We start from the raw sequence: 12,678 nt of genomic DNA on the forward strand, positions 1-12,678 counted from the left end.
CCGCTATAATGCCCCGGCATTTTAGCTCGGGCGCGCTCCATCTCTACTGAGCCCGCCCCTTATATTGGAGAAATCACATGCCTTCGTTCGACGTGGTATCTGAACTGGACAAACATGAAGTCACCAACGCCGTCGAGAACGCCGTCAAGGAGCTGGACCGCCGCTATGACTTGAAAGGCAAGGGCAGCTTCGAATTCAAGGAAAAGGAACTGACCGTCAACCTGACCGCTGAAGCCGATTTCCAGCTGGAAGCGATGATCGAGATCCTCAAGCTGTCGTTGGTCAAGCGCAAGATCGACGCGCAGTGCCTTGAAATCAAGGACGCCTACGCCTCCGGCAAGCTGATGAAGCAGGAAGCCGTACTCAAGGAAGGTATCGACAAGGAGCTGGCAAAGAAGATCGTTGCCCATATCAAGGATGCCAAGCTGAAAGTCCAGGCGGCCATCCAGGGTGAGCAGGTTCGTGTCACCGGCAAGAAGCGTGATGACCTGCAGGATGCCATTGCCGCCCTGCGCGCCAAGACCTTCGACATGCCGCTGCAGTTCAATAACTTCCGCGACTGATGGCACATTGGGGAACCTGCGGGCGTTTTCGGCGTCCCACGCCCCAGAGCCAGCGCCTGCTCTTGAGCCCTACGGGGCTCATTTGCGTTTTCAGGCAGTCAATAAGCCGCACATTCGCCATACAGGAGAAGCTACATGGATTTAAACGCTGAAATGGATCACTTGATCAAGACCTCACAGTCATGGATCCCGATGATCATGGAATACGGCAGCCGGGTGTTGCTGGCGGTGATCACCCTGGCCATTGGCTGGTGGCTGATCAACGTATTGACCCACCGCGTGGGCCGCCTGCTGGCCATGCGTAACGCGGACCTGGCGCTGCAGCACTTCATCACCAGCCTGGCGAACATCGCGCTGAAAGTCATGCTGATTGTCAGTGTGGCCTCGATGATCGGCGTGGCGACCACGTCGTTCGTCGCCGCCATCGGTGCCGCTACCCTGGCCATCGGCCTGGCGTTGCAAGGCAGCCTGGCGAACTTTGCCGGTGGTGTGCTGATTCTGTTGTTCCGCCCGTTCCGCATTGGTGACTGGATCGAGGCCCAGGGCACCTCCGGGACCGTCGATAGCATCCAAATCTTCCACACCGTGCTGCGTACCGGTGACAACAAGACCGTCATCGTGCCCAACGGCATCCTGTCCAACGGCATCATCACCAACACCAACCGTCAGCCGACCCGCAAGGTGGTCTTTGATGTGGGTGTGGACTACGAGGCGGATCTGCAAAAGGCTCGTGAAGTGCTGCTGGAGCTGTCAAAAGATCCGCGTGTACTGACGGATCCTGCTGCGGTGGCCGTGGTGTCGACCTTGGGCGATAGCTCGATCACTGTTTCCCTGCGCTGCTGGACCAATACCCCGGATTATTGGGATGTAGTGTTCATGTTGAATGAACTGGCGCGTGATCGTTTAAAGGCTGCGGGGATTGATATTCCATTTCCGCAGCGCGTTATTCGAGTGATGCAGGAAGCAGCTCCGAAGTAAGTGAAAGAAGCGCGTTTAACTTGGCCGAAAGGTCAGGTTAAACGTGTCACTTGAATCTCGTTAGTTAGCTTGCTAGTTATTTACTGAAATAAAACTGCAATGAAAAAGCCGCTCCCTTGTAAACAGGGGAGCGGCTTTTTTGTTTAAGGCCGGAGCCTTAAGTCATCGTTGTAATTGAACCGGCAATTACAAGATGTTCAGCGGGTATTGCGCGATCAGACGCAGTTCGTCGAGGGAACCCGAGTAAACCTGATCAGATGAGCGATAGGTCGCCTGACGTACGCGCAGGCTCAGGTCTTTGGCTGGACCGCTCTGGATCACGTATTTGGCTTCGATGTCGCGTTCCCACTCTTTACCATTGTTAGTGGTCGAGGTGTTGGCGCCGGTACCTTTCACATAACGAGTCATGAAGCTCAGGCCTGGGATGCCAAAGGTCGCCATGTTCAGGTCATAGCGAGCCTGGTAGGACTTCTCGTCTTCAGCGTTGAAGTCGGAGCGGGCGATGGAGTTGGCCAGGAAAATCGTGCCGCCGCCGTCTACGCCGTAGCCGTACTGGCCGTCGCCGCTGACCTTCTGTGCTGCCAGGGTGAAGGTGTGAGCGCCAATGGTGTACGCGCCTTGCAGGCTGAACGCACGGTTGTCGAGCTTGGTGGTGCTGTCTTTGTCAGCACGGACCAGGCCGGCGCCGTCGCTCTTGGTGTCGTAGATGTTGAAGTCGACAGCCACGGACTGGTCATCGCTGAGCGCGTGGGTCCAGTTGACGTTGGCGTAGATCTTCTTCCAGTAGTCTTCCACTTTCGAGTAGTAGAGGCTGGTGGTGAACTCTGGGGTCCAGGAGTACACGCCGCCCACGAAGTTGGCGTCTCGCAGGCCACGGCTCGAGCCTGGTTCGGAGCTGGCGATACTGTCGCGGTAGGTTTGATCCTGGGCAACGATCGAGGTGAAGTGACCGGCTTCCAGTTTCAGATCTTTGATTTCGTTGCTGGTGATGGAGATGCCTTGCGGCAGTTCCGGCAGCAAACGGCTGTCATCGGAAGCGAACACTGGAGCGGTGGTGTACTGATCACCGATCTTCAGGACCGTATTGGACATACGGAACTTGATGGCTGCGCCGCCTTTGGAGTAGTCATCCTGCGAACGGCCGTCGGAACCCTCTGGGAACAGACCGGTGCCGGCACGGCCTTTGCCGCTGTCCAGCTTGACGCCCAGCAGGCCGATCACGTCGACACCGACACCGATGGTGCCTTGGGTGTAACCCGAGCTGAAGAGGCCGTGGAAGCCAAGGCCTGTTTCTTCGATACGGCTTTGTTCTGCACCGTGGTTACGGCGGTCACGGCTGAAATACAGGGCCCGCGTCAGAATGCTGGCTGTACTGTCCTCGATAAAGCCCTTGGAATCGTCCTGGGCGGACGCCATTGCGAACTGCGAGGTGCCTGCTGAAACAGCCAGGGCGATCATGCTCCACTTCATCACGCGCATCGTGATTTGCTCCTTTGGTTTTAGGAAGAGTACTGCCGTCCCACCTGTATTTTTATCTGGGCGGCTCTTTCTTTTTTGTGTCGGCGCAAAGTTATATCACGCAGACTCTATTGACGATACTTACCCATCTTTCCTTTCAGCTTCTTTACGAGGCTGTCGTAAATTGCTAGTTCCATGTCGCAAATTCACAGTCCGAATGTAACGGGACTGACAACTTCAATGCTGTTTTCAAACGTCTTTCAGAGTTTGTCGTCTTCCTTGGTATGCATTGAAACGCCACTGTTTTTTATCGCGAAACACTCACTTCCCTGCAGGTGCCGTTGTCGACGATAGGGGGGTGAATGCAACAAGCGCGCCCAAACTGGTAACTGAATGTCATTTTTTCGTGAAAAACGTTACGACGGTGTAAAAACCGCATAAGTACGGGCTTTTTACGCCGTTTGGTTTGGGCTTGACGCCCGTGTGTTACCGCTGTTGGGGGGGCAAAAAAAACGTTGCCCGAGGAAAACGTTACCGGTCCACCCCCATGAGTGGGTAGTTGGCGGATCTCTTTGAGGCACAAGTGGGTCATTTTGGTGCATCCCGGTGAGGCCCGAGTTAGCGTAGCTCAATTATTCGCCTGCATCGAAAGGGTGCGGTTTTTTTCTCCGGATGCGCCGGGGCTCTCCCGTATTCGCCGTGAAGCCGCCTGCATTCAAAGGTATGCTGGGCGCCGGAACTTGACCTGCCAAACGGAGTGCCCGTGGTGTTCGCCTTAGACCAACGCCTGCAACAAGACACACTGGTGATCGGGGACTTCCCGTTGTGCCGCCTGCTGCTGTCCAATGACTCGAATTACCCCTGGTTCATCCTGGTGCCACGCATCAACGGTATCAGCGAAGTGTTTCAGCTGGATGTCGCAGATCAACAGATCCTCTGGAAGGAAACTACGTTGCTGGCGCAGTTACTCAACGAAGGCCTGGGCGCCGACAAGATGAATATCGGTGCGCTGGGCAATGTCGTCAGCCAATTGCACGTGCATGTGATCGTACGTAAGCGTGATGACGCCGCGTGGCCTGCGCCGGTTTGGGGCAAGCATCCGGCCCAGCCGTACACTGAAGAACAAGTGGCGGCCATTCGTGTGCGCCTGCACGCGTTGCTGCCTGCCGACTTTATCTTTACCCAGGGTTGAACCATGGACTTGCAAGACCGCGTTACCGATCTGGAGAGCCGCCTGGCCTTTCAGGACGACACCATCGAGACCCTCAATGACATCCTGGTCGTCCAGCAGCGCGCGGTTGAACGCCTGCAGCTGCAGATGACCGCGCTGCTCAAGCGTCAGGAAGAAATGGGCGGCCAGTTCGAGACGTCCGAAGAAGAGGCGCCGCCACCGCACTATTAATCCGAGTGCAATAAAAAACCGCGACCCAGCCAAGGCTGGATCGCGGTTTTTTTGCTGCGACGGCTGGAATCAGCGACGCGGCAGGGCTGCGATCACGTCTTCGGCTTGCAGGCCTTTGTCGCGATTCATCACGGAGAACTCCACGCGCTGGCCTTCCACCAGGACGCGATGACCTTCGCCACGGATAGCCCGGAAGTGGACGAAGATGTCGTCGCCCGAATCGCGGGAAATAAAGCCGAAGCCTTTGGAGGTGTTGAACCACTTGACGGTACCGGTATCCCGATTGGTCATGTCGTAGTTTTGCGACGCGGCCGCCGGGGACGAACGGTAGAAGCTGATGGCCAGGTGAAGAACGATAGCGACCACAGCAATCACCAGGCTGAGCAGGATGGCCGGATGGCCGCCCACTTCAGGCATAGGTGCCAGGAGGGTGAGGGTTTGTACGACAACGGTCAGTACCAGCAGCGCGCTGACCAGGTTTTGCAGTTGATGACGTGTGCCTTTGTTCCAGTAAGGGATTACGGGAGCGAGCGTCAGGTTAAGAAGGCCGAACAAGGCCAGGTACAGAGCGTCGTGTTGTTGCAGGTAGGGCAGGCTTTCAGGCTGCAGGCTCGGGATAAAGGACAGCAGCAACGCTGCAACGCCCGTTAGCAGGTGGACGATTTTCAACATTTTGATTAACTCACGTTAAGACGGATCACAAGGAAGAGCTGACTGGCACGGTTCGCTTCTGAACAATGGGAGGCGTTGGGCACGTGCGCGGGTATCAGCCTATGCCGCTTGCCGTGGAAATTAACGACGGCGACACGCTGCCTATTTAACAGCAAAGGCCGTGCCTACTCAAATCGAGCATTTTCCGTGGTTGAAAGGGGCGTGGCATTTCTGCGTGAAACGCTTGTCCTAGACATGTGCAGGGGTTTCTGGCGGCCTTAAAGAAAATTTCCGACATGCCCAAAGGCTTGTACTGCACGGGCTGACAGGTCGTGCAGGGGCGATTTGCCGCATGTCGCCCGAGGGTGTCGGGCTGCGTCTCTGCGGCGCTCTTGCTAGAGTAGTCGTGCACCTGATCAATGAATGCTTGTCAATTGAAGGGGATAAACATGGCAATCGATATCGGTATCAGTGAAGAAGATCGTAAATCCATCGTCGATGGGCTTTCACGGCTGCTTTCCGATACCTATGTACTGTACCTGAAGACCCACAACTTCCATTGGAACGTCACGGGCCCCATGTTCCGTACGCTGCACCTGATGTTCGAAGAGCAGTACAACGAACTGGCGCTGGCGGTGGACGCCATAGCCGAGCGTATCCGTGCCCTGGGTTTCCCGGCACCGGGCGCCTATTCGATCTACGCCCGCCTTTCCTCCATCAAGGAAGAAGAGGGTGTTCCCAGCGCAGAAGAGATGATCAAGCAACTGGTGGCGGGCCAGGAGGCGGTCACGCGTACCGCACGTGGTATTTTCCCGTTGCTCGACAAGGTCAGCGATGAGCCGACCGCGGACCTGCTGACCCAGCGCATGCAGGTTCACGAGAAAACCGCGTGGATGCTGCGTTCCCTGCTCGAAAGCCAGTAAACGACAGCCACAGTGGCGCCGTTGTGGCGCCACTTGCTTGTTTCCACGCATTTCCTGGCGTTGTCCTACGCCTATCAACGCCCCGTCTTCTGGCTGCCTGCCTCGTCCTGCTGTCTTATAGGGCCACTGTCCAATGGGAGAACCCATGGGCTGTTGTTTGGCAATGGAGTGTCAGGTGTATGTCACGTGGAGTGGATGTGGGAGTGATGGAAACCGGTGGTTTCCACAAGATAAGCGTCGACCCCTTCGCCAAGGGGTTCGATATGGGGCTGGCCAAGCCATTGTCCCGATCGGTAAGGCTCAACGGATTTTCCACTTGTCTTCGGCTTGAGCAGATCTATTGGAATATCCTCACGGAAATAGCCAGGATCAATGCCTGCTCTGTCAGTGCATTGCTGTCCTATGTCGATCGGGAAGTGCACTTGCGGTATGGAGGAGTGAAGAACTTCAGTGGGTTGGTCAGGGTAGTGTGTGTGGTTCATCTGTTAAAGGGCCGTGCTGCCTCGCCAAGCCCTGAGTAATCGGCAGGCCTCGGGGCCGGTCCGCTGTCGAGGTGGGCCTGCCCCGGGCAGAAAGCCGGCTGCGCTGCCTTGATTTACCAGATATAATCCCGCGCTTTGCTGCTGCCGGGGCTTTCTCCCTCTGCTCTTTATCAGGAGCGGGCGCGGCACAGTAACGATCGACCGCCGAGACATCGCCATGCCCATGTATGACTATCAATGTGCTTCCTGTGGACATCAGTTGGAAGCCATCCAGAAGATCAGCGCAGCGCCGCTGGTCGATTGCCCGGCCTGCCAGGCACCCGAGCTCAAGAAGATGTTGTCCATGCCGGGCTTCCGCCTGAGCGGCAGCGGCTGGTACGAGACCGATTTCAAGACCGGTTCGAAGAAGAACCTGGCGGGCGGCGACAAAGCAGACTGAGTTGAACTCCATGCGCAGGCTCCTGCATTATCCGTCCCCTGCTTTAATGTACGGTGACGAGGCAGGCCTCCACCGAATTTCGAATTACGAGAAGTGAAACCACTACCATGATGCGCAGCCACTATTGCGGCCAACTGAACGAGACCCTGGATGGTCAGGAAATCACCCTTTGCGGATGGGTTCACCGTCGCCGCGACCACGGCGGGGTGATCTTCCTCGATATCCGTGATCGTGATGGCCTGGCCCAGGTGGTATTCGATCCGGATCGCGCCGAAAGCTTCGCCGCCGCTGACCGTGTGCGCAGCGAGTACGTCGTGAAGATCACCGGCAAGGTTCGCCTGCGTCCGGCCGGTGCCGTGAACGCGAACATGGCGTCCGGTGCGATCGAAGTGCTGGGCTACGAGCTGGAAGTACTGAACGAATCGGAAACCCCGCCGTTCCCGTTGAACGAATACTCCGACGTCGGCGAAGAAACCCGCCTGCGCTACCGCTTCCTGGATCTGCGTCGTCCGGAAATGGCCGAGAAGCTGCGCCTGCGTTCGCGCATGACCACCAGCATCCGCCGCTTCCTCGACGAGAACGGTTTCCTTGACGTCGAAACGCCTATCCTGACCCGGGCCACCCCGGAAGGCGCGCGTGACTACCTCGTGCCTAGCCGTACCCACGCCGGCAGTTTCTTCGCCTTGCCGCAGTCGCCGCAGCTGTTCAAGCAGCTGCTGATGGTGGCCGGTTTCGACCGTTACTACCAGATCGCCAAGTGCTTCCGCGACGAAGACCTGCGCGCCGACCGCCAGCCGGAATTCACCCAGATCGACATCGAGACCAGCTTCCTCGATGAAAAAGAGATCATGGGCATCACCGAGCAGATGATCCGCAACCTGTTCAAGGAAGTGCTGGACCTGGAGTTCGGCGAATTCCCGCACATGACCTTCGAAGAAGCCATGCGCCGCTACGGTTCGGACAAGCCAGACCTGCGTAACCCGCTGGAACTGGTGGACGTGGCCGACCAGCTCACCGAAGTTGATTTCAAGGTGTTCAGCGGCCCCGCCAACGACCCGAAATGCCGCATCGCCGCCCTGCGCGTGCCTGGCGGCGCGAGCATGCCGCGCAAGCAGATCGACGACTACACCAAGTTCGTCGGCATCTACGGTGCCAAGGGCCTGGCGTATATCAAGGTCAACGAGCGCGCCAAGGGTGTTGAAGGCCTGCAGTCGCCAATCGTGAAGAACATCCCGGAAGCCAACCTCAATGTGATCCTGGATCGCGTGGGCGCGGTCGACGGCGACATCGTGTTCTTCGGCGCCGACAAAGCCAAGATCGTCAGCGAAGCCCTGGGCGCGCTGCGGATCAAGCTGGGCCACGACCTGGACCTGCTGACCTGCAAGTGGGCACCGATGTGGGTCGTCGACTTCCCGATGTTCGAAGAGAACGATGACGGCAGCTTCAGCGCCTTGCACCACCCGTTCACCGCGCCGAAGTGCTCGCCCGAAGAGCTGGAAGCCAACCCGGCAGGCGCGCTGTCCCGCGCGTATGACATGGTGTTGAACGGTACTGAGCTGGGTGGCGGTTCGATCCGTATCCACCGCAAAGAGATGCAACAAGCGGTCTTCCGCCTGCTGGGCATCAACGAAGCGGAACAGGAAGAGAAGTTCGGCTTCCTGCTCGACGCCCTGAAATACGGTGCGCCGCCCCACGGTGGCCTGGCTTTCGGCCTCGACCGCCTGGTGATGCTGATGACCGGTGCCCAGTCGATCCGTGAAGTGATCGCGTTCCCGAAAACCCAGAGTGCTGCGGACGTCATGACCCAGGCTCCGGGCGTGGTGGATGCCAAGGCATTGCGCGAGCTGCATATCCGCCTGCGCGAGACGCCGAAGGCTGAGTAAGGCTGCTGCGTGAAAGCGCACTGAGGTTTACGCAGTCTAAAAAGGCGCATCTTCGGATGCGCCTTTGCGTTACAAGGGGTGTATCCCACCCGGGGTGGGGTTGATAAGGTTTCTAGAGAATTTCGGAGTTGTGTTATGGCTGGCCATTCCAAGTGGGCGAACATCAAGCACCGCAAAGAGCGTCAGGATGCCAAGAAAGGCAAGATTTTTACCAAGTGGATCCGTGAGCTGACGGTCGCTGCCCGCCAGGGCGGGGGTGACCCGGGCTCCAACCCGCGTCTGCGCCTGGCCCTGGACAAGGCCCTCGGCGCCAATATGAGTCGTGACATTATCGACCGTGCCGTGGCCCGTGGGGCCGGCGCTGCCGACACCGACGACATGGTCGAGTTGACCTACGAAGGCTACGGCCCGGGTGGCGTGGCGGTGATGGTCGAATGCATGACCGATAACCGCAACCGTACTGCCGCCGCCGTGCGTCATGCGTTCAGCAAGTGTGGCGGCAACCTGGGGACTGACGGTTCGGTGGCCTACCTGTTCGAACGCAAGGGGCAGATCTCCTTCGCGCCGGGTGTGGATGAAGATGCGCTGATGGAAGCGGCGATGGAGGCGGATGCCGACGACGTGGTGACCAATGAAGATGGCTCCATCGACGTGTTTACCTCGTTCGCCGGCTTCTACGCCGTGCGTAATGCCCTGGAAGCGGCCGGTTTCAAAGGCTCCGACGCCGAGATCGTGATGCTGCCGACCACCAGTGCCGAGCTGGACCTGGACGGTGCGCAGAAAGTGCTGAAGATGCTCGATATGCTCGAAGACCTGGATGATGTACAGAACGTGTATTCCAACGCCGACATCCCGGAATCCGTGGCCGAACAGCTAGGCTGAAGAATGACGTAGATCCAAATGTGGGAGGGGGCTTGCTCCCGATGGCGGTGTATCAGTCAGCCTATGTCTAACTGGACGATCGCCATCGGGAGCAAGCCCCCTCCCACATTAGAACTACGATGTATCAAAAAATGTGTTTATCCGACCTGCAGGCGTTATGACTTTAATCCTAGGTATCGACCCCGGTTCGCGCATCACCGGTTTTGGTGTGGTGCAACACACCCCGCGCGGCTGCGTCTACGTCGCTTCGGGCTGTATCCGTACCGGCGCAGGCGAGTTGGCTGAGCGCCTGCAGATCGTCTATCGCGGCGTGCGTGAAGTGATCCAGACCTACGGACCGGTCACCATGGGCATCGAAAAAGTGTTCATGGCAAAAAACGCCGACTCAGCCCTTAAACTCGGACAAGCCCGTGGCGCCGCCATCGTGGCAGGGGCCGAAGAGGGCATGGAAATCGCCGAATACACCGCGACCCAGGTCAAGCAGGCCGTGGTCGGCACCGGTGCGGCCAATAAAGAGCAGGTGCAGATGATGGTCATGCACATGCTCAAGCTCACCTCAAAGCCGCAGATCGATGCCTCCGACGCCCTGGCCATTGCCATTTGCCATGCACACACGCGCTCCAGCCTGCTGCCTCACGGCCTGGGCATGGCACGCAGTCGTGGCGGGCGCCTGCGTCTCTGATAGCATCAGCGCAATCGTTATTTCCGGTCAGGCCTCGCTCTGACCCCAAGCTTTAAGGATCTGAACCGTGATTGGACGCTTGCGCGGCACCCTGGCTGAGAAACAGCCGCCGCACCTGATTCTGGATGTAAACGGGCTGGGGTATGAGCTGGAAGTGCCCATGACCACCCTGTACCGCCTGCCGTCGGTCGGTGAACCTATAACGCTGCATACCCATCTGGTGGTGCGCGAAGACGCGCAACTACTCTATGGTTTCATTGGCAAGCGCGACCGCGACTTCTTCCGCGAACTGATTCGCCTTAATGGCGTGGGGCCTAAATTGGCCCTGGCGTTGATGTCGAGCCTGGAAGTGGATGAGCTGGTACGAGCCGTTTCGGCCCAGGACACCTCAGCGCTGACCAAGGTACCGGGCGTGGGCAAGAAAACCGCCGAGCGCCTGTTGGTAGAACTCAAGGACCGCTTCAAGGCCTGGGAAGTGGTGCCGAGCATGTTCGCCCTGGTGCCGAACCAGCCGGATATGCCGGCGGGCCAGGTCGCGAGTGCTGAAAGCGACGCCGTCAGTGCGCTGATCTCCCTGGGCTACAAACCCCAGGAGGCCAGCAAGGCCGTCTCGGCCATCAAGGACAAGAACCTGAGCAGCGAAGACATGATCCGCCGAGCCCTGAAGGGAATGATTTAAGTGATTGAAGCTGATCGTCTGATCGCGGCCACCGGGCCTCGTGACCGTGAAGAAGTCCAGGACCGCGCCATCCGGCCCTTGAGCCTTGCCGACTACATCGGCCAGCCCACCGTGCGCGAGCAGATGGAGTTGTTTATCCAGGCCGCGCGCGGGCGCAGTGAGTCCTTGGACCATACCTTGATCTTCGGCCCGCCGGGGCTGGGTAAAACCACCCTGGCCAACATCATTGCCCAGGAAATGGGCGTGTCGATCAAGTCCACCTCCGGCCCGGTGCTGGAGCGGCCAGGTGATTTGGCGGCGTTGCTCACCAACCTCGAGCCCCATGACGTGCTGTTCATCGACGAGATCCACCGGCTCTCGCCTATCGTCGAGGAAGTGCTGTACCCGGCGATGGAAGATTTCCAGCTCGACATCATGATCGGCGAAGGCCCGGCGGCCCGCTCGATCAAGCTCGACTTGCCACCGTTCACGCTGGTGGGCGCGACGACCCGTGCGGGCATGCTGACCAACCCGCTGCGAGACCGTTTCGGCATCGTTCAACGTCTGGAGTTCTATAGCACTACCGATCTGGCGACCATTGTCAGCCGTTCGGCCAGTATTCTCGGCCTGCCCCTGGACCCGGAGGGCGCGTTTGAAATCGCTCGTCGGGCCCGGGGCACGCCACGGATTGCCAACCGCTTGTTGCGTCGTGTGCGTGACTTTGCCGAAGTACGGGCCAAGGGGCATATCACCAAGGCCGTAGCGGACCTGGCCTTGAACCTGCTGGATGTGGACGAGCACGGCTTCGATCATCAGGATCGACGCCTGCTCTTGACCATGATCGAGAAGTTCGACGGCGGCCCGGTGGGTGTCGACAGCCTGGCGGCGGCCATCAGTGAAGAGCGCCATACCATCGAAGATGTGCTGGAGCCGTACCTGATCCAGCAGGGCTATATCATGCGTACGCCAAGGGGGCGGGTGGTGACGCGCCATGCCTATCTGCACTTCGGGTTAAACATTCCGTCACGATTGGGGGAGATGCCCGTGGTAGACGAATTCCTTGATGCAGTGGACGATTAAAAGCTTCACGCCAGTCGATTTATTCGATGTTTGTGCTGTCCTAGTGGCTGGCGTCGTCATTCAGTCACTGGATATGTTTTTCGAGAATGAAAAAACAGTTGCCCCACCGGATTGGCAACCTGAGGAGTAAGCACTAGAGTATGCGCGCGCAAAACGGGGATCAGTCGTTCGCACATCGCTGTCGCGTTTATTACGAGGACACCGATGCCGGCGGCATCGTGTATTACGTCAATTATCTCAAGTTCATGGAGCGGGCTCGTACCGAGCGGCTACGGGAGCTGGGCTTTGCCCAATCCCAGCTGGCAGGGGAGGACCTGTTATTCGTCGTGCATTCCAGCGAGGCGCGTTACCACGCACCGGCGCGACTGGACGACGAGCTGCTGGTCAGCGCTGAAGTAATCGAATTGAACCGTGCCAGCCTGCGTTTCAAGCAGCAGGTCAGGCGGGCAACGGATGCAACGCTGCTCTGTGAGGGGCAGTTCCTGGTGGCGTGTGTGCGCACCAATAGTTTGAAACCTCGGGCCATTCCCGAAACTCTACGTGCGGCCTTTGCCGCCGTGAGCGGCGCGGGTAAACAATCAAAGCAGGAGATTTAGC

The 12,678-nt window shown here is 58.4% G+C and carries 15 protein-coding genes; 13 read left to right on the forward strand and 2 right to left on the reverse strand.

Going from position 1 to position 12,678, the window contains the following annotated elements; all coding sequences use genetic code 11:
• Positions 1-77 precede the first annotated feature (77 nt).
• Together Q8X51_RS12185 and Q8X51_RS12190 are read left to right on the forward strand one after the other, a co-directional pair.
• Entirely contained in the window at positions 78-563 is a 486-nt protein-coding gene (locus tag Q8X51_RS12185; RefSeq protein ID WP_053135814.1) for a YajQ family cyclic di-GMP-binding protein, read from the forward strand.
• 135 nt (positions 564-698) lie between these two features.
• Entirely contained in the window at positions 699-1,541 is an 843-nt protein-coding gene (locus tag Q8X51_RS12190) for a mechanosensitive ion channel family protein (RefSeq protein WP_065925890.1), read from the forward strand.
• Between the two features lie 186 nt (positions 1,542-1,727).
• Here Q8X51_RS12190 and Q8X51_RS12195 read toward each other — a convergent pair whose 3' ends face one another.
• On the reverse strand, positions 1,728-3,020 hold the full coding sequence (locus Q8X51_RS12195) for an OprD family porin (RefSeq protein WP_027605533.1): 1,293 nt from the start codon (positions 3,018-3,020) through the stop codon (positions 1,728-1,730).
• Between the two features lie 745 nt (positions 3,021-3,765).
• Between Q8X51_RS12195 and Q8X51_RS12200 the strand changes: the two genes are divergently transcribed.
• Positions 3,766-4,191: an HIT domain-containing protein gene (locus Q8X51_RS12200; protein ID WP_065925937.1), complete on the forward strand. Its 426-nt coding sequence runs from the start codon at positions 3,766-3,768 to the stop codon at positions 4,189-4,191.
• A 3-nt stretch (positions 4,192-4,194) separates the two neighbouring features.
• The gene (locus tag Q8X51_RS12205) at positions 4,195-4,401 is read left to right on the forward strand and encodes a SlyX family protein (RefSeq protein WP_065925891.1); all 207 of its coding nucleotides are present in this window, start codon (positions 4,195-4,197) and stop codon (positions 4,399-4,401) included.
• 69 nt (positions 4,402-4,470) lie between these two features.
• Here Q8X51_RS12205 and Q8X51_RS12210 read toward each other — a convergent pair whose 3' ends face one another.
• Entirely contained in the window at positions 4,471-5,073 is a 603-nt protein-coding gene (locus Q8X51_RS12210; RefSeq protein ID WP_005790922.1) for a cold-shock protein, read from the reverse strand.
• Between the two features lie 428 nt (positions 5,074-5,501).
• Between Q8X51_RS12210 and Q8X51_RS12215 the strand changes: the two genes are divergently transcribed.
• The 9 genes from Q8X51_RS12215 (at position 5,502) to ybgC (ending at position 12,677) form a co-directional block, all read left to right on the forward strand.
• Positions 5,502-5,975 carry a Dps family protein gene (locus tag Q8X51_RS12215; RefSeq protein ID WP_065925892.1) on the forward strand — a complete coding sequence of 158 codons (474 nt, stop codon included), beginning with the start codon at positions 5,502-5,504 and terminating at the stop codon, positions 5,973-5,975.
• A gap of 179 nt (positions 5,976-6,154) precedes the next feature.
• Complete coding sequence (locus Q8X51_RS12220; RefSeq protein WP_065925893.1) at positions 6,155-6,496, forward strand: ribbon-helix-helix domain-containing protein; 342 nt, start codon at positions 6,155-6,157, stop codon at positions 6,494-6,496.
• Positions 6,497-6,674: 178 nt separating this feature from the next.
• Positions 6,675-6,896, forward strand: coding sequence for an FmdB family zinc ribbon protein (locus tag Q8X51_RS12225; protein WP_010208103.1), 222 nt, complete (start codon positions 6,675-6,677; stop codon positions 6,894-6,896).
• Positions 6,897-7,003: 107 nt separating this feature from the next.
• Complete coding sequence (aspS, locus tag Q8X51_RS12230; RefSeq protein WP_027605538.1) at positions 7,004-8,779, forward strand: aspartate--tRNA ligase; 1,776 nt, start codon at positions 7,004-7,006, stop codon at positions 8,777-8,779.
• A 135-nt stretch (positions 8,780-8,914) separates the two neighbouring features.
• Entirely contained in the window at positions 8,915-9,661 is a 747-nt protein-coding gene (locus Q8X51_RS12235; RefSeq protein ID WP_027605539.1) for a YebC/PmpR family DNA-binding transcriptional regulator, read from the forward strand.
• 157 nt (positions 9,662-9,818) lie between these two features.
• Positions 9,819-10,343 carry a crossover junction endodeoxyribonuclease RuvC gene (gene ruvC / locus Q8X51_RS12240; protein ID WP_065925894.1) on the forward strand — a complete coding sequence of 175 codons (525 nt, stop codon included), beginning with the start codon at positions 9,819-9,821 and terminating at the stop codon, positions 10,341-10,343.
• Positions 10,344-10,410: 67 nt separating this feature from the next.
• Positions 10,411-11,022, forward strand: coding sequence for a Holliday junction branch migration protein RuvA (gene ruvA / locus Q8X51_RS12245; RefSeq protein ID WP_003175802.1), 612 nt, complete (start codon positions 10,411-10,413; stop codon positions 11,020-11,022).
• A complete protein-coding gene (ruvB, locus tag Q8X51_RS12250) occupies positions 11,023-12,081 on the forward strand; it encodes a Holliday junction branch migration DNA helicase RuvB (RefSeq protein ID WP_065925895.1) in 1,059 nt (352 codons plus the stop codon). It begins immediately after the preceding gene.
• 140 nt (positions 12,082-12,221) lie between these two features.
• The gene (gene ybgC / locus Q8X51_RS12255; RefSeq protein ID WP_032890914.1) at positions 12,222-12,677 is read left to right on the forward strand and encodes a tol-pal system-associated acyl-CoA thioesterase; all 456 of its coding nucleotides are present in this window, start codon (positions 12,222-12,224) and stop codon (positions 12,675-12,677) included.
• Position 12,678 lies beyond the last annotated feature (1 nt).

This window comes from Pseudomonas sp. Yb2C2, assembly GCF_052112325.1.
Classification (GTDB): domain Bacteria; phylum Pseudomonadota; class Gammaproteobacteria; order Pseudomonadales; family Pseudomonadaceae; genus Aquipseudomonas; species Aquipseudomonas marginalis.